This is a genomic window from Micromonospora sp. WMMC273 (genome assembly GCF_027460285.1).
Taxonomy (GTDB): Bacteria; Actinomycetota; Actinomycetes; order Mycobacteriales; family Micromonosporaceae; genus Micromonospora; species Micromonospora aurantiaca.
Genome location: NZ_JAPZBE010000001.1, coordinates 4,006,512 through 4,028,843 on the forward strand (window position 1 = coordinate 4,006,512; position 22,332 = coordinate 4,028,843).

Genomic DNA, 22,332 nt, shown 5'->3' on the forward strand with positions numbered 1-22,332 from the left:
TCTGCTCAGTGGCCCATGCCGAGGCCGCCGTCGACCGGGATGACGGCGCCGGTGACGTATCCGGCCGCGTCCGAGGCGAGCCAGGTGACGACGCCCGCGACCTCGTCCGGGGTGGCCATCCGGCCGGCCGGGATCGACTTGCGGATCTCCGCCTTGCGCTCCTCGGGCAGGCCGGCGGTCATGTCGGTGTCGATGAAGCCGGGCGCCACCACGTTCGCGGTGATGTTGCGGGCGCCCAACTCGCGGGTGATCGAGCGGGCCACGCCGACCAGGCCGGCCTTGCTGGCCGCGTAGTTGACCTGGCCCGCGCCGCCGGAGAGACCGACCACCGAGGAGATGAAGATCATCCGCCCCCAGCGACCGCGGAGCATCTTCGTCGAGGCCCGCTTGGCGACCCGGAACGAACCGGTCAGGTTGGTGTCGAGGACGCGGGCGAACTGCTCCTCGGACATCCGCATGATCAGCGTGTCGTCGGTGATGCCGGCGTTGGCGACGAGCACCTCCACCGGGCCGAGTTCGGCCTCGATCGTGGTGAACGCGGCGTCGACCGACTCGGCGTCGGTCACGTCGCACCGCACGCCGAACAGGCCGTTCTGATGGCCGGCTCCGCCTGCGCCAAACCCCGGCTCGGCTGCTCCGGCACCGGGGACTCCGCCGCTGCGATAGGTGACGGCCACCCGGTCGCCCTGCTTGGCGAACGCCTGCGCGATGGCCAGGCCGATCCCCCGGTTCCCGCCGGTCACCAGCACGGTTCGGGCCACGGATCCCCCTCTGCTCCAGTGATCTCTCGGTCGGTCGGAGCCTAGGGGTTACCGACAGGTAAGCGCTAACCCGCGCAGGTCACGGCACCGCTCCCGCCGGGGTCCGCGGGACCGGCGACCGCGCGCGCGGCACCCGCACCCCCGGTGTACGATGATCGCGTCTGCGGGCCGGTCTGCGCCCGCGCCGGGCCCCGCCGACCGCTGGAGGTGATCGCTGTGCGAGATAGCGATCCTCCCAGTCGTGGCCGGGCCCACCGTCAGCCCCGCTGAGCCACGGCTCGGTCGACGCGGCTGACCCGCTTCCCGCCCCCGCACCGCATCCGCTCTCCGGCGACCACGCCGGGGTGTGGCCTGCCGCGCGGCGGAGCACCCGGTCACGACTTCGTGCGCGTACGCCCCGCCCTCCCACGGCCCGCACCGGGCCGACCGTCGCCACGGAGCACACCCATGAGCCGTTACGTCGCCCCGCTGGGCTTCACCCTCGCCGCCGTCTGGGTGGCCGTCCTGTTCGTGCTGGCCGGCGGCGGTCACTGACCACCGCCGGCCGGTTCCGGCTCACACGAGCCGGGACGTCCAGAGCAGACTCAGCGCGCCCGCGCACAGCGCCAGCAGCAGCGCGATCCCCGCGTACCACTGGGTGATCTCGCGCGGCTCGGTCCGGTAACCGATCGAGCTGCCCATGTCCTGGTAGACCTGCTTCAGCTCGCTGGCCGACGCGGCCTCGTAGAAGAAGCCCTGCGTGGTCTCCGCGAGCTGGGACAGCGCGGTGCGGTCCACCGGCACCCGCTGGAGCTGCCCGCCGATGTCGACCTGCCCCGAGTCGGTGCCGAACGCGATGGTGGACACCGGCACGTTCGCCGCCTGCGCCGCCGCGGCGGCCTCCTCGACCGAGCGGCCCGACGTGCGGTAGCCGTCGGACAGCAGCACGATCCGGGCCGGCGGGATACCGGCGGCGCCGTCGGCCGGCACCGAGCGGATCGCCTCCAGGCAGGTGAACACCGCCTCGCCGGTGGCTGTCGCCTCGGCCAGCACCAGCCCGTCGATCGCGCTGGTGACGGCGGCCCGGTCCTTGGTCGGCGGCACCAGCACGTTCGCCGACTTGGCGAACGAGACGAGCCCCAGGTTGTAGCTCTCCGGCAGCTCGCCGACGAACTGCTTCGCCGCCTCCTGGGCCGCCTCCAGGCGGTTCGGCGACACGTCGTCGGCCTGCATCGACAACGACACGTCGATGGCGAGCATCACGGTGGCCCGCTCCAGCGGCTCGCGGGTGTCGATCGCCGGGCGGGCCAGCCCGGTCGCCAGCACCAGCAGGCAGAGCAGGAACGCGGTCGCCGCGACGTGCCGCCGCCAGCCCAGTCCCTTGGGCGCGACGGTACGCAGCAGGTCGACGTTTGTGAACCGCAGCGCGTACTGCCGGCGGTGCAGTTGCCGCCAGACGTACGCGGCGGCGAGGGCGAGCACCGGCAGCACGGCGAGCAGCCACCACGGTTGCAGAAAACGGATCATCGAGTCGTCCCTCTGGTGCGGGCGTGCCGCTGCGCGGCGACGAAACGCACCATGTCCAGCAGCCAGTCTCGGTCGGTACGCAGGCGCAGGTGGGCCGCGCCCGCGGCGCGCAGCTCGGCGGCGATCGCCCCGCGCTGGGCGGCGGCCGCCTCGGCGTACCGGCGGCGCAGGCCCGGGTCGGCGGTCTGCACCTCGTGCAGTTCGCCGCTCTCCGGGTCGACCACCGGCAGCACCCCCACGTCGGGCAGTTCCAGTTCCCGCGGATCGACCACCTCGACGGCCAGCACGTCGTGGCGGACCCGCAGCTTACGCAGCGGTCGGCCCCACTGCTGCGGCGGCGCGAGGAAGTCGGAGATCACCACCGCCACGCCACGCCGCCGGGGCGGCCGGTTGAGCATGTCGACGAGCGCGCCGAGGTCGCTGCGGCCGGGCCGGATCTCGGCGCCCGCCACCGCCCGCAGCAGCCCCTGGGCCTCTTTGCGGCCGGAACGGGCGGGCAGCCGCAGCATCGTCCCCGGCCCGCCGGCCCCGCCGGTGCCGACGACGGCGCCGATCCGGTTGCCGCCCCGCACGGTCAGGTGGGCCAGCGCGGCGACCGCGGCGACCGCCACGTCCCGCTTGAGCCACCGCCCGGTGCCGAAGTCCAGGCTGGCCGACATGTCGACGGCCAGCCACGTCTCCAGTTCACGGTCGGCCACCGTACGCCGGACGTGCGGCATGGTGGTGCGGGCGGTGACCGGCCAGTCCATCCGGCGCACGTCGTCGCCGGGCCGGTACTCCCGGGACTCCCCCGCCTCGCTGCCCGGTCCGGGCAGCAGCCCGGCGTAGTCGCCCTGGAGCAGCCCGTCCAGCTTGCGGGTGACCATGATCTGGAGCCGGGCCAGCACGGCCCCCGAGCGGTCGCCGGCGGCGCTCAGCGGGGTGGGCGAGGTCACGGCCGCTGCCCGGGCCATCCGTTGTGCGGGACGGCCGGTGGCGGCGGTGTGGACTGCTGGCGGGGCGCGACGGCGGGCAGCGGGATGGTCGACATCACCCGGTGCACGATGTGGTCGGCCGGTACGTCGTCGGCGAGCGCGTCGTAGCTGAGCACCAGCCGGTGGCGCAGGATGTCCGGGGCGATGTCCTGCACGTCCTGCGGCAGCGCGTAGTCCCGGCCGCGCAGCAGCGCCAGCGCGCGGGTGGCCCGGACCAGGCCGAGCGAGGCGCGCGGGCTGGCGCCGTACTGGATGAGCTGGGCCACGTCGGGCATGCCGTGCTCGGCGGGCGCCCGGGTGGCGAGCACCAGCCGGACCGCGTAGTCGACGAGCGCGTTGTGCACGAACACCTGGTCGGCCTTGCGCTGGAGGGCGACCAGGTCCGGGGTGTCGAACACCCGGGCCGGCTCGGGCGGCGCGACGCCCATCCGGTAGACGATCTCGCGCTCCTCGGCGTCCGTCGGGTATCCCACGACGATCTTCATGAGGAACCGGTCCCGCTGCGCCTCGGGCAGCGGGTAGACACCCTCCTGCTCGATCGGGTTCTGGGTGGCCATGACCAGGAACGGGTCCGGTACCCGGTGGCTCTCGCCGCCGATGGAGACCTGCCGCTCGCTCATCACCTCCAGCAGCGCCGACTGCACCTTGGCGGGCGCGCGGTTGATCTCGTCGGCGAGCAGGAAGTTGACGAAGACCGGGCCCAGCTCGACGTCGAACTTCTCGCTGGACTGCCGGTAGATCCGGGTGCCCATGATGTCGGCAGGCACCAGGTCGGGGGTGAACTGGACCCGGGCGAACGAGCCGCCGACGACCCGGGCCAGGGTCTCCACGGCGAGCGTCTTGGCCACACCCGGCACACCCTCCAGCAGGCAGTGCCCCCGGGCCAGCAGCGCGACGAACATCCGCTCGACCATCCGGTCCTGGCCGACGATCACCCGCTTGGTCTCGAACAGTGCCCGCTCCAGCAGCGTGGCGTCCTGGGCCGGGGTGGTGCCCGCCGGGGGCGGCGCGTCCGGCGCCGCCTCGGTCGGGTTCGGCACGTCGGGTGTGGTCGGCTGGGCCACCGGTCCTCCACAGCAGGGTCGTCGTCGTGGCGTGGTGCGTATCAAGACTGTCATGCCTCGCTGAGAGCCGAGGGTGGGAGAGGCACGATTTTCGCCGCGCCGTCCCACCACACCGTCCCGCCGCGCGGGAAACGCTGAACACGGGTGGACAACAAGGGGTCCGCAGTGTGTACGATTCACCCCGTCGCCGGGCGGCTCCCCCCGTGGCCGCCCGGCGCTAAAACTCCCGGCGTGCGGCCTCTAGACTCGCCCCGGTGACGACTCCCACCACCCCGGACGAGACGCTGATCTGCTCGGCGCGAGGGTGTCGCGCACCCGCCGCCTTCCAGCTCCGCTGGCACAATCCCCGCCTGCACGCGCCGGACCGGCGCAAGACCTGGCTGGCCTGCCCGGAGCACCGCGGCTCCCTCGGTGACTTCCTCGAGGCACGCGGCTTCCTCCGCGAGGTGGTCCCGCTTCCCTGATCGCCTACGCTCGAAGCGTGAGCGAGCAGACGACCCGAGTCCGTACCGGCGGCGAGCACGGCAGGTCTCCCCGATGAGCGGTGACGGCCCCGCCGGCCTCCCGCCCGCCTCGCGCAGCGCGCTGGAGCCCTGGCCGGACACGGTCCACTGGCAGCCGATCTCCCGCGACCTGATCTGGGTGGAGCTGATCCGGCTCGGCATCGGGCTGGCCGTGGCGCTCGTGGTGCTCGGCGTGGCCTGGGCGCTGTCCGGGCACTGGCTGCTCGGCGCCGCCGTCGGCGTGGCGCTGCTGATGGGCGTCTGGCGGTCCGTCACCATCGTGCGCGCGGTCCGCGCCTGGGGGTACGCCGAGCGCGACGACGATCTGCTCGTGCGCCACGGCCTGCTGGTGCGGCGGCTGTCCATCGTGCCGTACTCGCGGATGCAGTTCGTCGATGTGAGCGCCGGTCCGCTGGAGCGCGCGTTCGACCTCGCCACCGTGCAATTGCATACGGCCGCCGCCGCGAGCGACGCGCGCGTGCCCGGCCTGCGCCCGGCCGAGGCGTCCCGGCTGCGCGACCGACTGACCGCGCTGGGCGAGGACCGGGCGGAGGGCCTGTGAGCGAACGGAGCGACTCCGGCGCCCCGCCGCCCCACGACGACCGGCCCGACCCGACCCCCGGACCACCATACGGGTACGGACCCCCGCCCGGACCCGACGCGACGCCCGGGCCGTGGCCCGCGCCGCTGCCGCCGTACCCGGGACCGTGGGGTCCGGCGGCCGGACCGCCCGGCGGCGAGGAGCCACGGCAGCGGCTGCATCCGCTCAGCCCGGCACTGCACGGCGCGAAGTCGCTGGTCGTGGTGATCGCCGGGCTCTCCTGGTCGACGCTGTCGCGCGTCGGGTTCGGCTGGTTCGCGGTGCTGGTCACCGTCTTCGTGCTCGGCGCCACAGTGCTGTCGGTGGTGAGCTGGTGGAACACCGGCTACCACCTGGTGGGCCGCGAGCTGCGGGTCTACGAGGGCCTGCTGTGGCGGCGCACCCGGGCCATCCCGCTGGAGCGGTTGCAGGCGGTCGAGGTGGTCCGGCCCCTGCTGGCCCAGCTCACCGGCCTGGCCGAGCTGCGGCTGGAGGTGGTCGGCGGGGGCAAGACCGAGGCGCCGCTCGCATACCTCAGCGTGGCCGAGGCCACCGCGCTGCGGCAGCGGCTGCTCGCGGTCGCCGGTCGCTCCGCCCCGGCACCGGTGCCGGCGGCCGAGCCCGGCGCGCCGGTCGCGCCGCCCGTGCCGGAGGGTCGCCGGCTGCACGCCGTCCGCAACCAGGACCTGCTGGTCAGCCAGCTGCTCACGCCGCAGGCGTTCCTGCTGCCGCTGGGCCTGGTGTTCGTCGGCGCCCAGTTCCTCTCCGAGGGCTCGTGGTCGTTCATCGCGGTGGCGAGCACGCTCACCGCGATGGCCGGTGTGGTGCTGCAACCGATCCGCCGGGTGCTCGACGACTGGAGCTTCCGGCTCGACCGGGACGACGGCACGCTGCGCGTGCACAACGGGCTGCTGGAGACGCGGATGCAGACCGTGCCGCTGCACCGGGTGCAGACGGTACGGGCGACGTGGCCGCTGCTGTGGCGGATGAAGGGGTGGCTGCGGCTGCGGCTGGAGGTGGCCGGCTACTCGGCCGGTGAGCCGGACGACCGCAACCGCCCGGACCGGCTGCTGCCGGTCGGCGACGCGGGCACCGGCGCGATGGTCGTGGCGGAGGTGCTGCCCGGCGTACGGCTGGACGCGCTACCCGCCACGCCGCCCCCGTCACGGGCCCGGTGGCTGCGGCCGCTGAGCCGCAAGGTGGTCGGCGCCGGTCTCGACGAGCGGGTCTTCGTGGCCCGCTCCGGGTTGCTGACCCGGCGGTTGACGCTGGTGCCGTACGCCCGGATCCAGAGCGTGCGGGTCACGCGGAGTCCGGTGCAGCGGCTGCTGCGGCTGGCCACCGTGCACGCGGACACCGCCGGTGGGGCCGGGGCGGCGGCCGTCGACCGGGATCTGGCCGACGCGTGGGAGCTGGCCGCGGAGCTGACCGAGCGGTCGCGCGCCGCCCGCCGTACCGACAGCGGCCGCTGACCCCGGCGGGCCGCGACGCCACGACGGCGGTACGGCAACGACGGCGGCGCGGCTACGACCCGGCCGCCCGAGACGGCCGGTGGCGCGGGCCTACCGGCGCTCGGCGGGCACCGCGTCCCGGTCGTCGGCGGCGCGGTCCGGGGTGTCGGCGTCGCCGTCGGCGGACGGCTCGCCTGCGGCGACGGCGGGCTCACCGGCCCGCCGGGCCTGCCGCGCCGCCCACCAGCGCTCGGCCAGGCCGACCACCAGGAACGTCATGCCCACGTACGCCCAGCCGACCAGCACGTCGATCAGGTAGTGCTCGCCGCTGTACATCAGCGTGAACGTCATGGCCAGCGGGTACGCCAGCATCAGCGGCCACCAGCGCTTACGCACCGACCGCATGAAGAACAGCACCACGAACAGCGCGAACGCGGTGTGCAGCGACGGCATCGCGGCCACCGGGTTGGAGGCGATCTGCCCGGCGTTGAGCAGGTTGCCCGCGCCGTGCATGCCGATCTCCTTCCACCCCCGGGTGGAGATCCGCGCGACCTCGGTGAGCAGGCCGTTCTGCGCCGCCCACCACGGCGGCGCGGCCGGGTAGGCGAAGTAGGTGACCAGGCCGGCCGCGCACAGGAAGCCCCAGCGGGACATGTACGCGATCCAGCGCCGCCGGTTGCGCATCCACAGCACCGCGGCGGCGGCGAACGTCGCCACGAAGTGCGAGAAGTAGATCCAGCTCACCAGCACGTCCCACCAGCGCACCTCGGACGCGTCGTACAGGCGCTCCTGGAGCCAGATCGTCGGCACCTCGCCGCCGGTGAGCCAGCCGGTGAGGAAGCGGTCGGCGATGATCAGTTCCATCGCGTGCGGGGTGGCGCCGTTGTCGGCGAACCCGCGGGACAGGTTGTACGCGGCCAGAAGCAGCACCACCGGGATCCAGTCCCGGGCGAACCGCAGGTGGCTGCGCCACGGGCGGGCCGAGTTCCACGCGATCGTGCCGGCCCAGATCCAGAGGAACGCGTACGCCGGGTCGGTGGGCAGGCCGATGGCGAGCCAGGCGACGACGAAGGCGACGCCCCAGATGGTCATCGCGATCACACGGCGGCGCCCGCCGTCGGGCGACTCGGTGGTCGCGTCGGGGGCGGGGGTCGGAGATTGTGTCAGCTCGGCCATCGCGGACAAGGTTAACGGCGGGCGACGGGCGGGCATGCGGGCGGGCGGTGGCGACCGGACCGGTGGCGGCTCGGACGCCGGACGGGCGCGGGCCGGCTGCACTAGGCTCGGCCGCATGCAGGAGCAGCCGGAGTCGCCCTTCACGCCGGGCCTGACCGCCCGGGTCGAGCTCACAGTGACCGACGCCGACACCGCGCAGGCGGTCGGCTCGGGGGACGTGCCGGTGCTCGGCACACCCCGGGTGCTGGCGCTGGCCGAGGCGGCGACGGTGGCCGCCGCCGCGACCCGGATGCCGTCCGGGTCGACAACCGTCGGCGTCCGGGTGGAGCTGGAGCACCGCGCTGCGACGCCGGTGGGGCGTACCGTGGCCGCCCACGCCGAGCTGGTGAAGGTCGACGGGAAGCGGCTCGTCTTCGACGTGACGGTCACCGACGGCCCCACCGTGGCGGCGCAGGGCCGGGTCGAGCGGGTGCTCGTCGACCGGCAGCGCTTCGTCGAGCGGGCCGTGCGCCAGTCATGACCGCCGGGTTCTCCGAGGTCGCCGCCGGGGTGCACGTGCTGCGCGAGCCGACGCTCGCGGTCAACGTCGTGCTGGTGGTCGGTGACGGCGCGGCGCTGCTGGTGGACACGCTCTCCACCGCCGGGCAGGCCCGGGAACTGGCGGCGGCGGCGCGGGCAGTGACGCCGTACCCGTGGACGATCGTGAACACGCACCACCACTTCGACCACTGCTTCGGCAACGCCACGCTGGCCGGGCCGGACACCGCGATCTACGCGCAGGCCCAGGCCGCGGCGGCGCTGCGGGACCGGTCCGACGCGGTGCGCCGCGCCGCGTACGAGGAGATGCGTGCCGGGCACCCGGCGCTGGCCGAGGAGCTGGCGCACACCGAGCTGCGGGCGCCGACACACGAGGTGCACGAGGAGACGGTGCTCGACGTCGGCGGCCGGCGGGTGGTGCTGCGCCATCCCGGGCACGGGCACACCGACGCCGACCTGGTGGTGCACGTGCCTGATGCGGACGTGCTGGTCGCGGGCGATCTGGTGGAGCAGAGCGGACCGCCGGCGTTCGAGGAGTCGTACCCGCTGAAGTGGCCGGACGCGCTGGCCGACCTGCTGCGGCTGACCACGCCCACGACGGTGGTGGTGCCCGGCCACGGCGAGCCGGTCGGCGCGGACTTCGTCCGCGAGCAGCACGCGCAGCTCGCGCGGCAGGCGTGGCTGATCCGCGCCGGGCACACCGGCAGCGCCCCGCCGGAGCGGGTGGCGGCCGAGTCGCCGTTCGGCGCCCGGCCGGGCCTGATCGCCGCCCGTCGCGGCTACGCGGAGCTGGACGGCACGGCCTGACCGGCGGCCGGGTTCAGCCGGCGTCGGCCAGGATCTCCCGGAGGCGGTTGCGACACTCGGCGACGAACGCCGGGAACGTGTGCCAGTAGTAGGAGACGCCGCTGGCCGCCACGCCGAGCGCCCAGGCGCGGGCCCGCGCCCAGGTGACGTCGTCCACCCCGAGCGCATCCCGGTAGGCGTGCCGGGCCGGCGGCGGAAGGTCCCAGATCGGCGCGTGTTCGGCGTCGGGGTGCCCGACGGTCAGGCCGCCGAAGTCGATGACCGCCCGCAGCCGGCCGTCGTGCACCAGCAGGTTTGTGGGTTTGAGGTCGCCGTGCAGCCAGACGTGCGGCCCGGCGGGTTCGGGCAGGGTGAGGGCGTCACGCCAGAGCCGGACCAGGGTGCCGACGTCCGTCTCGTCGCCGATCAGGGTCCGGCAGTCGTCGAGCGCCGCGGAGATCCAGGTGTCGCAGGGCCGGAGGCTGCCGCCGCGGTAGCCGCTGAGCGGGCCAGCGCGGGTCGCGCCCATCAGGTCGGTCGCGTGCAGGCGCCGGACGAACGCGGCCAGGTCGGCGCCGAGCGCGGCCCAGTCCGCGACCGTGCCGGCCCGGACCTCGTCGCCCGGTATCCAGCGCTGCACCGACCACGGCAGCGGGAAGGCGTCGGCCGGGACGCCGGCGTACACCGGCTCCGGCACCCGGTACGGCAGTAGCGGCGCGAGGCGGGGCAGCCACCGCTGTTCCTTGCGCAGGGCGCCGGCCTTCTCGGCGGTGCGCGGCAGGCGGACGAGCAGGTCGGCGCCGAGGCGGTACATCGTGTTGTCGGTCCCGGCGCCCGCGGGCGTGAGCGGCAGGGCGGCCCACTCGGGGCGCTGTGCGGTCAGCAGCGCCCGGACGACCTGCTCGTCCACGGGTATCTCGTCCTGGTGCAGGGCCATCGGGTGATCATGCGGGGCGGGACGGCGCTGCGGCCACCGGGTTTCCGGGGGCCGGCCCGGGGCGGGCGGGGCCCCGCAGCGCGTCCCGCAGCGCGTCGAGGTGCGGGGCGGCGGCCAGGATCGCCGCTCGTACCGGCGGGTCCAGCTCGGCCAGGGCGTCGGCGAGCAACGCCGCGCGGTGGGCCTCGTAGTGGGCCATCCGCTCCCGGGCGGCGTCGGTGACGCGTAGCCGGACCACACGGCGGTCGTCGGGGTCGCGGTCACGGGCCAGCAGCCCGGCGTCGGTGAGGTCGCGAACCAGCGTGCTCACCGTGTTGGGCGCGGTGCAGAGACGCCGGGCCACCTCCTTGCCGCTGATCCCCGGCATCTCCCGGACCAGCAGGAGCACTTCCACCTGCGCCTCGGGCAGCGGATCCCGGCCCACCCGTGCTCCGGTCCGGCGGCGCAGGAGCCGGTGCAGCTCCCCCAGGGCCGCGCCGAACCGCGCGACCTGCTCGTTCGTCGCCACGGAGTCACCCGCCTCACATCGCAATAGTTCTGACTACAGATGTAAGGTACCCCGGACGCACCAGATCCAGGGGGTACCCACTCGTGAGCAACGCCGCGCCGACCGCCGCGCGCCCGGCCGCCGGCCGCACCACCGCGTCCACCGGTGGTGTGACGCTGCTGGTGCTGCTCGGCGCGCTCACCGCGATCGGCCCGCTGTCGCTGGACATGTACCTACCGGCGTTCCCGGCCATGACCCGCGACCTCGGCGCCGACCAGGCCGGCATCCAGCTCTCGCTCACCACCTGCCTGATCGGTCTCGCCCTGGGTCAACTCGTCACCGGTCCGCTGAGTGACCGCTGGGGGCGCCGCCGGCCGGTGCTGGTCGGTGTGGTCGCGTACACCGTGCTGGCGCTGGCGTGCGCCGCGGCGCCGAACGCCCCGCTGCTCGCCGCCGCGCGGTTCGCCCAGGGCGTCGCCGGCGGCATGGGCGTGGTGGTCGCCCGCGCGGTGGTCCGCGACCTCTACTCGGGACGGGACGCCGCGAAGTACTTCTCCCGGCTCACCCTGGTCTTCGGCGTGGCGCCGGTGGCGGCGCCGGGCGTGGGCAGCCTGGTGCTGCGGTTCGGCTCGTGGCGGGCGGTCTTCGTGGCGCTCGCCGTCATCGGGGCGGTGCTCGCCGTCGCCGTCGCGCTGCGCCTGCCGGAGACGCTGCCGGCCGAGCGCCGCAGCACCGGTGGCCTGGGGGCCACCGTCCGGACCATGCGGTCGCTGCTCGCCGACCGGGTCTACCTCGGGTACGCGCTGACGCAGGGCTTCGCGTTCGCCGGGCTGTTCGCGTACATCTCCGGGTCGTCGTTCGTGTTCCAGGACGTCTTCGGCGTCTCCGCGGCCGTGTTCAGCGTGATCTTCGGCGTCAACGCGCTCGCCCTGGTCGCGGTCGGGCAGGCCAACGCCCGGCTGCTCGACCGGTTCACGCCGCGCCGGCTGCTGGTCACCACGCTGGTGGCCGGCCTGGTCACCGCAATCGGCGTGCTGAGCGGCGCGCTGGCGGGCAGCCTGGCCGTGACGGCGGTGGCGCTGTTCGCCTTCGTCGGCTCGCTCGGCATGGTGATGCCGAACAGCACCGCGCTGGCGCTGGACGCGCACGCCCGGCACGCGGGCACCGCGGCCGCGCTGATGGGCGGCATCCAGTCGGTGGTGGGCGCGCTCGCCGCGCCGCTTGTCGGGCTCGGCGGCGAGGGCAGCGCGCTGCCGATGGCGGTGGTGCTGGCCGGCGCCGCGTTCCTGTCGCTGACCGCCGTCGTGACGCTGGCCCGTCCGCGCACCTGAGCACGGGGCGGACGGGTCACGGGAAGCGGGTGGCGACCGCGGTGCGGGTGGGCATGGCGGTGGCGCCGCCCGGTGACTCGCACACCACAGCCGCCACCCGCAGCGCGAACGCGACCCGCTCCCGCCACCCGGCCGGGTCGGCCGGCTCACCGGCGGCCAGCAGGTCGGCCACCAGCGCGCCCATCACCGAGTCGCCCGCGCCTGTCGCGTCCACCGCATCCACCTTCGGCGCGGGTACCCGGACCACGTCGTCGCCGGCGGCGACCAGGGCGCCGTCCGCGCCGAGCGTGACCACGACCGTGCTCGCGCCCAGTTCCCGCAGGTACGCGGCCACGCCCTCGACCGGCTCGTCCGGGTAGAGCAGCCGCGCGTCGGCGCTGCTGAGCTTGACCAGGTGCGCGGCGGCGGCGAACTCGGCGACCACCGCCCGCAGCCCGTCCAGCGCGCCCGGCGCGGTGAGCAGCCGGGGCCGCACGTTCGGGTCGAACACCCGCAGCGCGCCCGCGATCGACCAGGCGCGCCGCGCGGCGGCGAGCACCAGCGGGTCGAGCAGCACGATCGAGCCGCAGTAGAGCACGTCCGCGCCCTCGACCAGCGCCACGTCCAGGTCGTCCGGGCCGAGCAGCGCGTACGAACGGGGTTCGCCGTAGAAGCGGAAGTCGGGCTCCGCAGCGGCGAACGTGGCCACGGCGAGCGCGGTCGGGGCCGGCACCGTCACCGTCCCGCTCACGTCCACTCCCGCCCCGGTGAGGAAGGCGCGGATCCGTCCGGCCAGCGCGTCGTCGCCGAGCGACCCGACGAACCGTGCGTCCCCGCCGAGCCGGGCGATCGCCACCGCCACGTTGAGCGGGCCGCCGCCGATCGCCTGCCGGTAGACGGGTTCCCCGTCGTGTTCGGCATCGAGCAGGTCCACCAGTGCCTCGCCGAGCACCACCGCGTACCCCATCCTGGCTCCCCTCGTCGTCCTCTCCCCCGATCCTGTCGCATGCCGGTGCCACCGCGCGCCGGGACCCGGGCATCGAGCGCCGCCTATTGCGGGCGGCGTGCGGACGTGGTGGGATGGCGGTGCCGGGTGACGACGCGGGGGCTGCCGCGTCACCGGCCGCCGGGTCGATCCGACGCGAGGGCATCCACGGTCCGTTTGGCGACGGACCGCAGATGGTGCGCGCCCGTCGACGGCCCCGGCCGCACGCCGACCGGGCGCGGGCACCGCGATCGTCGCATCCGCTCGTCGCAGCGGAGCGGGCCGAACCGGGCCACGCTCCGCGAGTCAGGAGATCCCCGTGCACCGAACCCGATCCCGTACGGCCGCGTTGCTCACCGCGGCCGCCACCCTGACCCTGGGCGCGTTCGCCCTGGTCACCAACTCCGGACCGGCGGCCGCGCACGGCGCGGCCATGACGCCGGGCGCCCGCACCTACCTGTGCTGGAAGGACGGCCTCACCGGAACCGGTGAGATCCGGCCGAACAACCCCGCCTGCTCGTCGGCGGTGGCCGAGAGCGGGGCGAACTCGCTGTACAACTGGTTCAGCGTGCTGCGCTCAGACGCAGGCGGGCGCACCGTCGGGTTCATCCCCGACGGCAAGCTGTGCAGCGGCGGCAACCCCGGCTTCAGCGGGTACGACGCGGCGCGCAACGACTGGCCGCTCACGCACCTGACGGCCGGGCGGTCGATCGAGTTCCGGTACAGCAACTGGGCCCACCACCCGGGCACGTTCTACTTCTACGTGACCAAGGACAGCTGGAGCCCGAACCGGCCGCTGGCCTGGAGCGACCTGGAGGAGCAGCCGTTCCTGCAGGTGACCAACCCGCCGCAGCGCGGCGCGGTCGGCACCAACGACGGTCACTACTACTTCACCGGCAACCTGCCGTCGAACAAGAGCGGCCGGCACATCATCTACTCGCGCTGGGTCCGCTCGGACAGCCAGGAGAACTTCTTCGGCTGCTCGGACGTGACGTTCGACGGCGGTAACGGCGAGGTGACCGGGATCGGCTCGGGCGGCAGCAACCCCCCGACGACCGCGCCCCCGACCACCGCGCCGCCGACGACCGCGCCCCCGACGACCGCGCCGCCGACCTCACCTCCGCCGGTGACGACCAGCCCGACCATGCCGGCCGGCTCGTGCATGGCGGTGTACAAGGTGGTCACCGCCTGGGGCGGCGGTTTCCAGGGCGAAGTGACGATCATGAACCACAGCACCCGAACCTACTCCGGATGGACCGCGAACTGGACCTGGCCCAGCGGCCAGACCATCAACCAGGTGTGGAACGGCACGTTGAGCGGCAGCGGGGCGTCGGTGAGCGTCTCCAACGCCGCCTACAACGGCAGCGTCCCGCCGGAGGGCACCACGACCTTCGGCTTCACCGCGAACTTCTCCGGCACCAACACCCTGCCGACAGTCACCTGCACCGGTCGCTGATCACGCGCTGAGAAGGGCCCCCGGGGAACATCCCGGGGGCCCTTCCTCGTCACGCTCGGGTCAGCGGACCATGCTGCCCACGACCGGCTTGGTGAGCAGCGCGGACTGGTTGCGCTGGATGCCCGGGTCGAGCGTCTTGGCCACGAAGATGGCGTGCCAGATGCAGAAGATCAGCACGGTCCACACCTTGCGGGAGTGGTCGGCCTCCTCCCGCTTGTGCTCGTCCAGCAGGCGCAGCGCGTACGACAGGTCGATCAGGTCACCCGCGCCCGAGGTGGACAGCACGTGCCGCGCCCACTCGTACATCTCGCCGCGCAGCCAGACCCGGGTCGGGGTCGGGAAGCCCAGCTTCTTGCGGTTCACGATGGCCGGCGGCACGACGCCCTGCAGCGCCTGGCGCATCGCGTACTTGGTGGCCTCGGAGCGCGGCGGCAGCTTCAGGTCGACCGGGATGCCGGCGGCGACGTTGAACACCTCCCGGTCCAGGAACGGCACCCGCACCTCCAGCGAGTGCGCCATCGAGATCCGGTCGGCCTTGACCAGGATGTCGCCACGCAGCCAGGTGTAGAGGTCGACGTACTGCATCTTGGTGACGTCGTCCAGCTCGGTGCACTCGGCGTAGATCGGCGCGGTCACGTCCGTGTAGCGCACCGAGGGGTCGTAGCGGCGCAGCAGGTGCTGCTTCTCCTCCTCGGTGAACATCCGGGCGTTGCCGTAGTAGCGCTCCTCGATCGGGGTGGTGCCGCGCTCCAGGAAGCTCTTGCCCTTGACGCCCTGCGGGATGGCCTTGGACACCGCGCGCAGGCCCTTCTGCACGCCGTCGGGCAGGCTGTTGACCGCGTTGAGCGACAGCGGCTCCCGGTAGATCGTGTAGCCGCCGAAGAACTCGTCCGCGCCCTCACCGGAGAGCACCACGGTGACGTGCTCGGCGGCCTTCTTCGCCACGAAGTACAGCGGCACCAGCGCCGGGTCGGCGACCGGGTCGTCCAGGTGCCAGACGATCTTCGGCAGCGCGTCGATCATGTCCTGCGGCCCGATCTTGGTCGGGATCGTGGTCACGTCGAGGTGCCGGGCCGAGTCCTGGGCCACGTCGATCTCGGAGTAGCCGGGCACGTCGTAGCCGACGGTGAAGGTGAGGATGTTCGGGTTGAACTCGCGGGCCAGCGCCACCACCGCGGTGGAGTCGATGCCGCTGGACAGGAACGAGCCGACCGGCACGTCCGAGCGCATGTGCATCCGGACGCTCTCGCGCAGCGTCTCCCGGATGTCGTGGTAGAGCCGCTGCTCGTCGGAGACCGGGGCCGGCCGGAACACCGGGCGGTACCAGCGGCGCACCTCGATCCGGCCACCAGGAGTCCAGGTCAGGTACTCCCCCGAGCCGATCCGGCTGATCCCCTTGTGCAGCGTGCCCGGCTCGGGAACGTACTGCAGCGTCAGGTAGTGGCTCAGGTTCGCGGTGTCGATGCCCGCGTCGCCCTGGTATGCCGAGTGCGCGAACGGCAGCAGCGCCTTCTTCTCCGAGGCGAGGTAGAGACCGTCCTGCGTCTGGAGGTAGTGCAGCGGCTTGATGCCGAAGTAGTCCCGCGCGCCGAAGGCCCGCCGCTCCTGCCGGTCCCAGATCACGAACGCGAACATGCCGCGCAGCTTGGTGAGCACCTGCTCACCCCAGTAGTGGTAGCCGGCGACGATCACCTCGCCGTCGCCGTTCGTGGCGAACTGGGCGCCGTAGTCGCGGATCAGCTCCTCGCGCAGCTCGATGTAGTTGTAGATCTCGCCGTTGAAGGTGAGCAGGTACCGCCCGCCCGCGTAGGGCAGGGGCTCGTGGCTCAGCGCCACATCGATGATCGCCAGGCGCTTGTGCGCGAACACGCCGTCCGCGTACCGGCCGGAGGCGTCGCCGACCACCTCGACCCCGGTCTCGTCCGGGCCACGGTGGTGCAGGCACTCCAGTGCGCCGGCGATGTTGTCGCGGTGGGCGGCGGCGTCGCCGCGCGCGCTGAAGAAGGCCAGGAGTCCGCACATGGCCGCCATCTTTCCACGCGCCGGAAGCCGCCGTCGCGGCACCGCAGGCACCTCCCGCTGTCGTGCGCGCGGTACCGTCGGGACCAGCGACGAGGCTCAGGGAGGGGCGGATCATGGCCGAGGAGCGGACCCGGCAGGGCAAGGCGGCGGACGGCACGGAGTCGCACGACCCGGATTTCCCGGAGGCGTTCCTGTCGTTCATGCGGCAGGGCTGGCGGGACACCGAACTGCCGGTCACCCCGCGCGCGGAGGTGCCCAACCACGCCAAGCGGCGGGCCGCGCTGGCCGAGGCCTTCCCGGGCGAGACGCTGGTCATCCCCACCGGCAACGAGAAGGTACGCGCCAACGACACCGAGCACCGGTTCCGGCCGGGCAGCGACTTCGCGTACCTGACCGGCGACCTGGAGCCGGACAGCGTCCTCGTGCTGCGGCCGGGCGGCGAGGCCACGCTGTTCATGCGGCCCCGGTCGTCGCGGGTGACCGACGAGTTCTTCCGCAGCCGCCACGGTGAGCTGTGGGTGGGCCGCCGGCCGACGCTGCGGGAGAAGTCGACCGAGCTGGGCCTGCCGACGGCCGACCTGAGCGAGCTGGACGCGGCGCTGGCCGACCTGGCCCCGGGGCGCACCCGGGTGCTCCGCGGTTTCGACCCTCGGGTGGACGCGGCGGTGCGTCAGTACGACGGCGCGCGCGCCGAGGGTCAGCCCGGCCGCGACCGGGAGCTGGCGATCGCGATCGCCGAGCTGAAGCTGGTCAAGGACGAGTGGGAGATCGCGCAGCTCCAGGAGGCGTGCGACGCCACGGTGCGCGGCTTCGAGGACGTGGCGCGGGCGCTGCCGGCCGACCGCGGGGTCTCCGAGCGGCTGCTGGAGGGTGTCTTCGCGCTGCGCGCCCGGCACGACGGCAACGACGTCGGCTACGGCTCGATCGTCGGGGCCGGCGAGCACGCCACGATCCTGCACTGGGTGCACAACCACGGCGCGACCCGTCCGGGTGAGCTGCTGCTGATGGACATGGGCGTGGAGAACCGCAACCTCTACACCGCCGACGTGACCCGGGTGCTGCCTGTCGACGGCCGGTTCACGCCGTTGCAGCGTCAGGTCTACGACGCGGTGTACGCCGCGCAGCAGGCCGGCATCGAGATGTGCCGGCCGGGCGTGGCGTTCCGGGACGTGCACCTGGCCTCGATGCGGGTGCTCGCCGAGGCGCTGAAGGATCTCGGGCTGCTGCCGGTGAGCGTGGACGAGGCGATGGACCCGGCCTCCACGGTCTATCGGCGGTGGACGCTGCACGGCACCAGCCACATGCTCGGTATCGACGTGCACGACTGCGCCAACGCACGCAAGGAGACCTACCGCGAGGGGCCGCTCGGCGAGGGGTACGTGCTCACCGTCGAGCCGGGGCTCTACTTCCAGCCGGAGGACGAGTTGGTCCCGGAGGAGCTGCGGGGCATCGGCGTGCGGATCGAGGACGACATCCTGGTCACCGCCGACGGCCCGGTGAACCTGTCGGCCGGGCTGCCGCGCGCCTCCGCCGAGGTGGAGACCTGGCTGGCCGAGCAGCGTGAGGCGGGCCCCCGCCTGCCCGGCTGATCCCCGCGGCCGCGAACCTTCGGGCCCCACCACCGCGCCTCGACGGCGGGTGGTGGGGCCCGCCGCCGTCTGGGCCGTTGCGGTCCCCCTGACGTGGTTGGTCACCGACCGCCGTTCGTGGGAGGAATGCGGGCTTTTTTCGGATACGTCTTCCTCGCGAGGAACCTTCTCATACGGTGCTGATCAGAGGCTACAACCGGTTTGTAGCTGGTCGCCCGGCCTGGGGCGGTGCGACCCGTTTGGGAAGAACCGAAAGGGCTCTCATGTCGAACGACGTAACGACACCCGACGGCGGCGCTCCGATGGCGCCCCCGCCGCGGACGAGCAAGCGGCGGGCGCTCTGGGTCGCCACCGGCGTGGCCGGGCTGACCGGCGTCGTCGGGCTGGCGGCACTCGGCGGGCTCGCCGCCCGCGACGACAAGTCCGGCACCGAACCGGTGGCGGAGAACCACGCCGCCGCGCCGCAGAACGCCGCCGACGACTCCCGCGCCGAGGGCGGGAAGGGCGGCGAGAAGGGCGAGGACGGGTACGGCAAGGACGGCAAGGACCGTGGCCAGGAAGGCCGCGACCGTGGCGAGTGGGGCCCGGACAAGGGCGAGTGGGGCAAGGACGGCAAGGACGACCACGGCAAGACCCGCGAGGTCCCCTGCAAGGACGACGCCCTGATCGACGCCCTCGAACTGGCCAACCGCGACCACGGCGGCACCATCAAGCTCGCCGAGAACTGCACCTACGAACTCGGCGTCAAGGACCGCAAGTTCGGCTCCGCCCTGCCCGAGATCAAGCAGGACGTCACCATCAAGGGCAACAACTCCACCATCAAGCGCGACGCCGAAGACACCTTCCGCATCTTCCGCGTCGTCGACGGCGGCGACCTCACCCTCAAGGACCTCACTGTCAAGGGCGGAAACGCCAACGAATTCAAGTACCCCGGACCGTCGGTACCGAAGACGGCCGGACCGGCCGACCTGGACGACGACAAGCGGTTCGAGGGCGACGGTGGCGCGCTCCTGGTCGAGCGTGGCGGCAGCGCACACCTGGACAACGTGAAGCTGGTCGACAACAACGCCGAAGGTGACGGCGGCGCCATCGCCAACTACGGCCGCACCTGGCTCAAGGAGAGCAAGGTCGTCGACAACCACGCCCAGGGCGACGGCGGCGGCATCTACAACGAGGGCATCCTCAAGGTCGAGGAAACCCACGTCGACGACAACACCGCAGGCGGCAACGGCGGCGGCATCGCCAACGGCGGCGGTGAGCACCACGGCGGGCCGGTCGACCTGGCCTCGGCCGCGAAGCCCGGCAAGGGCGACAAGGGCGAGCACGGCAAGCACCGCGCGGGCACCGTCGAGATCATCGGGGCGCACGAGGGCAAGGACGCCTCGCTGAGCACGCTGAGCCACAACCGGGCCGGTCACAACGGTGGCGGTCTGTTCAGCAGCGGCGGCTGGGTCACCGTCTCGTTCACCGCGATCGGCGGCAACGTCGCCTGCGAGAACGGCGGCGGCGTCTACGCCGAGAACACGGACCTGCTCCTGGAGAAGGTCCACGTGGCGGGCAACCACGCCGACGGCGACGGCGGCGGCGTAGTGACGACCGGTAGCCGGGACTGGGCCGGCAACGGCGCCGAGAAGGACGGCCTCGCGGGAAGCGCCACGATCGCCGACAGCGCGGTGGTCGACAACACCGCCGGCCGGTTCGGCGGCGGCATCTTCAACGGTGAGTGGCTCATCAAGATCGAGGACGGCTTCCTCACCCGCGACCACGACAAGGACGACAACGCCACCCTCACCATCCGCGACACCGACATCAAGGGCAACACCGCCCTCAACGGCGGCGGCATCTTCAACAACAAGGCGAAGATCACCCTGACCAAGACCCACGTCACCAAGAACACCGCCACCGACTCCAGCAAGCTCCACCGGGTCGCCGGCGGCGTCCTCAACAACGAAGGACGCGTCAAGCTCGACGACAAGTCCCTCATCAGCAACAACGACCCCACCAACTGCGCCAACACCGTCGAGGACTGCTTCAACTGATCGAACCACCACATAACCGGGGAGCCCTCCTCGCGCCGCTGACGGCGTGCGGAGGGCTCCCACCCCCGCCGGCGGCCCGACTGGCCGCGGTGTCCCCCGCCGGGGCGTCCGGACCGCACTGCGCCCGCCCATCCCACCCGCACCCTTATGCGGGTTTTTTTCGTATATGGCCACGAGGCGAAGAAGGTTCTCATACGGTCATCTTCAGCAGCTACAACCGATTTGTAGCGAAGGCCGCCTCGCCAGGGCGAAGCGACCTTGTCAGGTACAAGGAGAGGGCAGAGAGCTCCGATGTCCAACTACCTTCGCAATAACGATGACGCCACCAGCAAGACCATCTCCCCGCTCCGGCGTCGCCGGATGTGGCTCGCCACCGGCGTTGTGGGCCTGACCGGAGCGGTCAGCCTCGCCGGCGTGGCCTACGCGACCACCGGGGCCACCGGCCCGCACCGGCTCGCCGACGTCAAGTGGTCGACCACGCAGCAGCTCAGCGACGACGACCACGGCGACAAGGGCGCCGAGGGCGACTACGGCCGCGACGGCTACGACAAGGACGGGTACGGCAAGGACGGCAAGGACCGTGGCCAGGAAGGCCGCGACCGTGGCGAGTGGGGCCCGGACAAGGGCGAGTGGGGCAAGGACGGCAAGGACGACCACGGCAAGACCCGCGAGGTCCCCTGCAAGGACGACGCCCTGATCGACGCCCTCGAACTGGCCAACCGCGACCACGGCGGCACCATCAAGCTCGCCGAGAACTGCACCTACGAACTCGGCGTCAAGGACCGCAAGTTCGGCTCCGCCCTGCCCGAGATCAAGCAGGACGTCACCATCAAGGGCAACAACTCCACCATCAAGCGCGACGCCGAAGACACCTTCCGCATCTTCCGCGTCGTCGACGGCGGCGACCTCACCCTCAAGGACCTCACCGTCAAGGGCGGAAACGCCAACGAGTTCAAGTACCCCGGTGGCGGCCAGCCGCCGGCCGCCGCTCCGGCCGCCGCTCCGGCGGTGGCGGCCCCGGCCGCTCCGGCTGTCGCGGCTCCGGCCGCGGCGACCACGGCCGCCGCTGTCACGCCCGTCGCCGACGGCATGAACGGCGGCAAGGACGACGACAAGCGGGTGGAGGGTGACGGTGGCGCGCTGCTCGTCGAGCGTGGCGGCAGCGCCTACCTGGACAACGTGAAGCTGGTCGACAACAACGCCGAAGGTGACGGCGGCGCCATCGCCAACTACGGCCGCACCTGGCTCAAGGAGAGCAAGGTCGTCGACAACCACGCCCAGGGCGACGGCGGCGGCATCTACAACGAGGGCATCCTCAAGGTCGAGGAAACCCACGTCGACGACAACACCGCAGGCGGCAACGGCGGCGGCATCGCCAACGGCAGCGGCCTGTCCGGCGGGCACGGCCCGGCCGCCTCCGCCGCGCCGAAGGGCTACGACCCGAAGGGCAAGCACCACGAGGCCGGGATCGTCGAGATCTTCGGTTCCGACCACGGCAAGGACGGCGTCAAGTCCAGCCTGTCGGACAACCGCGCCGGCAAGAACGGTGGCGGTCTGTTCAGCAGCGGCGGCACCGTCACGGTCTCCTTCACCGCGATCACGGGCAACACCGCCTGCGAGAACGGTGGCGGCGTCTACGCCGAGAACACCGACCTGCTCCTGGAGAAGGTCCACGTCGCCAAGAACCACGCCGACGGCGACGGCGGCGGTGTGGTGGTCACCGGCGGCAAGCACTGGGGCTACCCGGAGAACAAGGAGCACGCCAGCGCCACGATCGCCGACAGCAAGATCGTCGACAACACCGCCAACCGCTTCGGCGGCGGCATCTTCAACGGTGAGTGGCTCATCAAGATCGAGGACGGCTTCCTCACCCGCGACCACGACAAGGACGACAACGCCACCCTCACCATCCGCGACACCGACATCAAGGGCAACACCGCCCTCAACGGCGGCGGCATCTTCAACAACAAGGCGAAGATCACCCTGACCAAGACCCACGTCACCAAGAACACCGCCACCGACTCCAGCAAGCTCCACCGGGTCGCCGGCGGCGTCCTCAACAACGAAGGACGCGTCAAGCTCGACGACAAGTCCCTCATCAGCAACAACGACCCCACCAACTGCGCCAACACCGTCGAGGACTGCTTCAACTGACCTGACGGCCCGGGG

General features: G+C 72.8%; 19 protein-coding genes. 10 read left to right on the plus strand and 9 right to left on the minus strand.

The genetic code is table 11. From position 1 onward, the window contains the following. Nucleotides 1-5: 5 nt before the first annotated feature. The 4 genes from fabG to O7611_RS18410 all read right to left on the minus strand — a co-directional run bounded on the left by fabG (nt 6) and on the right by O7611_RS18410 (nt 4,305). A complete protein-coding gene (gene fabG, locus O7611_RS18395) occupies nt 6-761 on the minus strand; it encodes a beta-ketoacyl-ACP reductase (RefSeq protein ID WP_194803058.1) in 756 nt (251 codons plus the stop codon). 555 nt (nt 762-1,316) lie between these two features. Further along, nucleotides 1,317-2,267 (minus strand): VWA domain-containing protein, encoded by a 951-nt coding sequence (locus O7611_RS18400; RefSeq protein WP_194803057.1) that lies wholly within the window; start codon nt 2,265-2,267, stop codon nt 1,317-1,319. Further along, complete coding sequence (locus O7611_RS18405) at nt 2,264-3,220, minus strand: DUF58 domain-containing protein (protein ID WP_194803056.1); 957 nt, start codon at nt 3,218-3,220, stop codon at nt 2,264-2,266. The genes O7611_RS18400 and O7611_RS18405 overlap by 4 nt, the downstream gene beginning before the upstream one ends. Next, nucleotides 3,199-4,305, minus strand: a complete 1,107-nt coding sequence (locus tag O7611_RS18410) for an AAA family ATPase (protein WP_269697301.1) — start codon at nt 4,303-4,305, stop codon at nt 3,199-3,201. The genes O7611_RS18405 and O7611_RS18410 overlap by 22 nt, the downstream gene beginning before the upstream one ends. Before the next feature lie 254 nt (nt 4,306-4,559). On the opposite strand from O7611_RS18410, the gene O7611_RS18415 reads away from it, so the two are divergent. The 3 genes from O7611_RS18415 to O7611_RS18425 all read left to right on the plus strand — a co-directional run bounded on the left by O7611_RS18415 (nt 4,560) and on the right by O7611_RS18425 (nt 6,860). Continuing rightward, nucleotides 4,560-4,769, plus strand: coding sequence for a hypothetical protein (locus tag O7611_RS18415; RefSeq protein ID WP_120568985.1), 210 nt, complete (start codon nt 4,560-4,562; stop codon nt 4,767-4,769). A gap of 73 nt (nt 4,770-4,842) precedes the next feature. Then, nucleotides 4,843-5,370 carry a PH domain-containing protein gene (locus O7611_RS18420; protein ID WP_194803054.1) on the plus strand — a complete coding sequence of 176 codons (528 nt, stop codon included), beginning with the start codon at nt 4,843-4,845 and terminating at the stop codon, nt 5,368-5,370. Further along, complete coding sequence (locus tag O7611_RS18425; RefSeq protein WP_442929357.1) at nt 5,367-6,860, plus strand: PH domain-containing protein; 1,494 nt, start codon at nt 5,367-5,369, stop codon at nt 6,858-6,860. The genes O7611_RS18420 and O7611_RS18425 overlap by 4 nt, the downstream gene beginning before the upstream one ends. 90 nt (nt 6,861-6,950) lie before the next feature. Here the strand turns inward: O7611_RS18425 and O7611_RS18430 are convergent, their stop codons facing one another. Continuing rightward, nucleotides 6,951-8,015, minus strand: a complete 1,065-nt coding sequence (locus O7611_RS18430) for a phosphatase PAP2 family protein (RefSeq protein ID WP_194803053.1) — start codon at nt 8,013-8,015, stop codon at nt 6,951-6,953. 115 nt (nt 8,016-8,130) lie between these two features. On the opposite strand from O7611_RS18430, the gene O7611_RS18435 reads away from it, so the two are divergent. Both O7611_RS18435 and O7611_RS18440 read left to right on the plus strand, forming a co-directional pair. Continuing rightward, on the plus strand, nt 8,131-8,535 hold the full coding sequence (locus tag O7611_RS18435) for a thioesterase family protein (protein ID WP_194803052.1): 405 nt from the start codon (nt 8,131-8,133) through the stop codon (nt 8,533-8,535). Continuing rightward, complete coding sequence (locus O7611_RS18440) at nt 8,532-9,359, plus strand: MBL fold metallo-hydrolase (RefSeq protein WP_194803051.1); 828 nt, start codon at nt 8,532-8,534, stop codon at nt 9,357-9,359. The genes O7611_RS18435 and O7611_RS18440 overlap by 4 nt, the downstream gene beginning before the upstream one ends. A gap of 13 nt (nt 9,360-9,372) precedes the next feature. Here O7611_RS18440 and O7611_RS18445 read toward each other — a convergent pair whose 3' ends face one another. Both O7611_RS18445 and O7611_RS18450 read right to left on the minus strand, forming a co-directional pair. Continuing rightward, nucleotides 9,373-10,275, minus strand: a complete 903-nt coding sequence (locus tag O7611_RS18445; RefSeq protein WP_194803050.1) for an aminoglycoside phosphotransferase family protein — start codon at nt 10,273-10,275, stop codon at nt 9,373-9,375. A gap of 7 nt (nt 10,276-10,282) precedes the next feature. Next, entirely contained in the window at nt 10,283-10,783 is a 501-nt protein-coding gene (locus O7611_RS18450; RefSeq protein ID WP_194803049.1) for a MarR family winged helix-turn-helix transcriptional regulator, read from the minus strand. 83 nt (nt 10,784-10,866) lie between these two features. On the opposite strand from O7611_RS18450, the gene O7611_RS18455 reads away from it, so the two are divergent. Next, on the plus strand, nt 10,867-12,093 hold the full coding sequence (locus tag O7611_RS18455; RefSeq protein WP_194803048.1) for a multidrug effflux MFS transporter: 1,227 nt from the start codon (nt 10,867-10,869) through the stop codon (nt 12,091-12,093). A 16-nt stretch (nt 12,094-12,109) separates the two neighbouring features. Here O7611_RS18455 and O7611_RS18460 read toward each other — a convergent pair whose 3' ends face one another. Continuing rightward, the gene (locus O7611_RS18460) at nt 12,110-13,039 is read right to left on the minus strand and encodes a carbohydrate kinase family protein (protein ID WP_194803047.1); all 930 of its coding nucleotides are present in this window, start codon (nt 13,037-13,039) and stop codon (nt 12,110-12,112) included. A gap of 337 nt (nt 13,040-13,376) precedes the next feature. On the opposite strand from O7611_RS18460, the gene O7611_RS18465 reads away from it, so the two are divergent. Then, the gene (locus O7611_RS18465; RefSeq protein ID WP_269697302.1) at nt 13,377-14,513 is read left to right on the plus strand and encodes a lytic polysaccharide monooxygenase auxiliary activity family 9 protein; all 1,137 of its coding nucleotides are present in this window, start codon (nt 13,377-13,379) and stop codon (nt 14,511-14,513) included. A gap of 60 nt (nt 14,514-14,573) precedes the next feature. Here the strand turns inward: O7611_RS18465 and asnB are convergent, their stop codons facing one another. Next, complete coding sequence (gene asnB, locus O7611_RS18470) at nt 14,574-16,535, minus strand: asparagine synthase (glutamine-hydrolyzing) (protein ID WP_194803045.1); 1,962 nt, start codon at nt 16,533-16,535, stop codon at nt 14,574-14,576. A gap of 113 nt (nt 16,536-16,648) precedes the next feature. On the opposite strand from asnB, the gene O7611_RS18475 reads away from it, so the two are divergent. The 3 genes from O7611_RS18475 (at nt 16,649) to O7611_RS18485 (ending at nt 22,317) form a co-directional block, all read left to right on the plus strand. Further along, nucleotides 16,649-18,124, plus strand: coding sequence for an aminopeptidase P family protein (locus tag O7611_RS18475; protein ID WP_194803044.1), 1,476 nt, complete (start codon nt 16,649-16,651; stop codon nt 18,122-18,124). Between the two features lie 263 nt (nt 18,125-18,387). Continuing rightward, nucleotides 18,388-20,163 carry a hypothetical protein gene (locus O7611_RS18480; protein WP_269697303.1) on the plus strand — a complete coding sequence of 592 codons (1,776 nt, stop codon included), beginning with the start codon at nt 18,388-18,390 and terminating at the stop codon, nt 20,161-20,163. A 291-nt stretch (nt 20,164-20,454) separates the two neighbouring features. Next, complete coding sequence (locus tag O7611_RS18485; RefSeq protein WP_269697304.1) at nt 20,455-22,317, plus strand: hypothetical protein; 1,863 nt, start codon at nt 20,455-20,457, stop codon at nt 22,315-22,317. Nucleotides 22,318-22,332 lie beyond the last annotated feature (15 nt).

What these genes read in the sequence shown, in the direction of transcription:
- O7611_RS18475 (WP_194803044.1), top strand. Translation starts at nt 16,649, where the DNA reads ATGGCCGAGGAGCGGACCCGGCAGGGCAAGGCGGCGGACGGCACGGAG.
- O7611_RS18480 (WP_269697303.1), top strand. Translation starts at nt 18,388, where the DNA reads ATGTCGAACGACGTAACGACACCCGACGGCGGCGCTCCGATGGCGCCC.
- O7611_RS18485 (WP_269697304.1), top strand. Translation starts at nt 20,455, where the DNA reads ATGTCCAACTACCTTCGCAATAACGATGACGCCACCAGCAAGACCATC.
- O7611_RS18430 (WP_194803053.1), bottom strand. Translation starts at nt 8,015, where the DNA reads ATGGCCGAGCTGACACAATCTCCGACCCCCGCCCCCGACGCGACCACC.
- O7611_RS18445 (WP_194803050.1), bottom strand. Translation starts at nt 10,275, where the DNA reads ATGGCCCTGCACCAGGACGAGATACCCGTGGACGAGCAGGTCGTCCGG.
- O7611_RS18420 (WP_194803054.1), top strand. Translation starts at nt 4,843, where the DNA reads ATGAGCGGTGACGGCCCCGCCGGCCTCCCGCCCGCCTCGCGCAGCGCG.
- O7611_RS18440 (WP_194803051.1), top strand. Translation starts at nt 8,532, where the DNA reads ATGACCGCCGGGTTCTCCGAGGTCGCCGCCGGGGTGCACGTGCTGCGC.
- asnB (WP_194803045.1), bottom strand. Translation starts at nt 16,535, where the DNA reads ATGTGCGGACTCCTGGCCTTCTTCAGCGCGCGCGGCGACGCCGCCGCC.
- O7611_RS18460 (WP_194803047.1), bottom strand. Translation starts at nt 13,039, where the DNA reads ATGGGGTACGCGGTGGTGCTCGGCGAGGCACTGGTGGACCTGCTCGAT.
- O7611_RS18405 (WP_194803056.1), bottom strand. Translation starts at nt 3,220, where the DNA reads ATGGCCCGGGCAGCGGCCGTGACCTCGCCCACCCCGCTGAGCGCCGCC.
- O7611_RS18400 (WP_194803057.1), bottom strand. Translation starts at nt 2,267, where the DNA reads ATGATCCGTTTTCTGCAACCGTGGTGGCTGCTCGCCGTGCTGCCGGTG.
- O7611_RS18435 (WP_194803052.1), top strand. Translation starts at nt 8,131, where the DNA reads ATGCAGGAGCAGCCGGAGTCGCCCTTCACGCCGGGCCTGACCGCCCGG.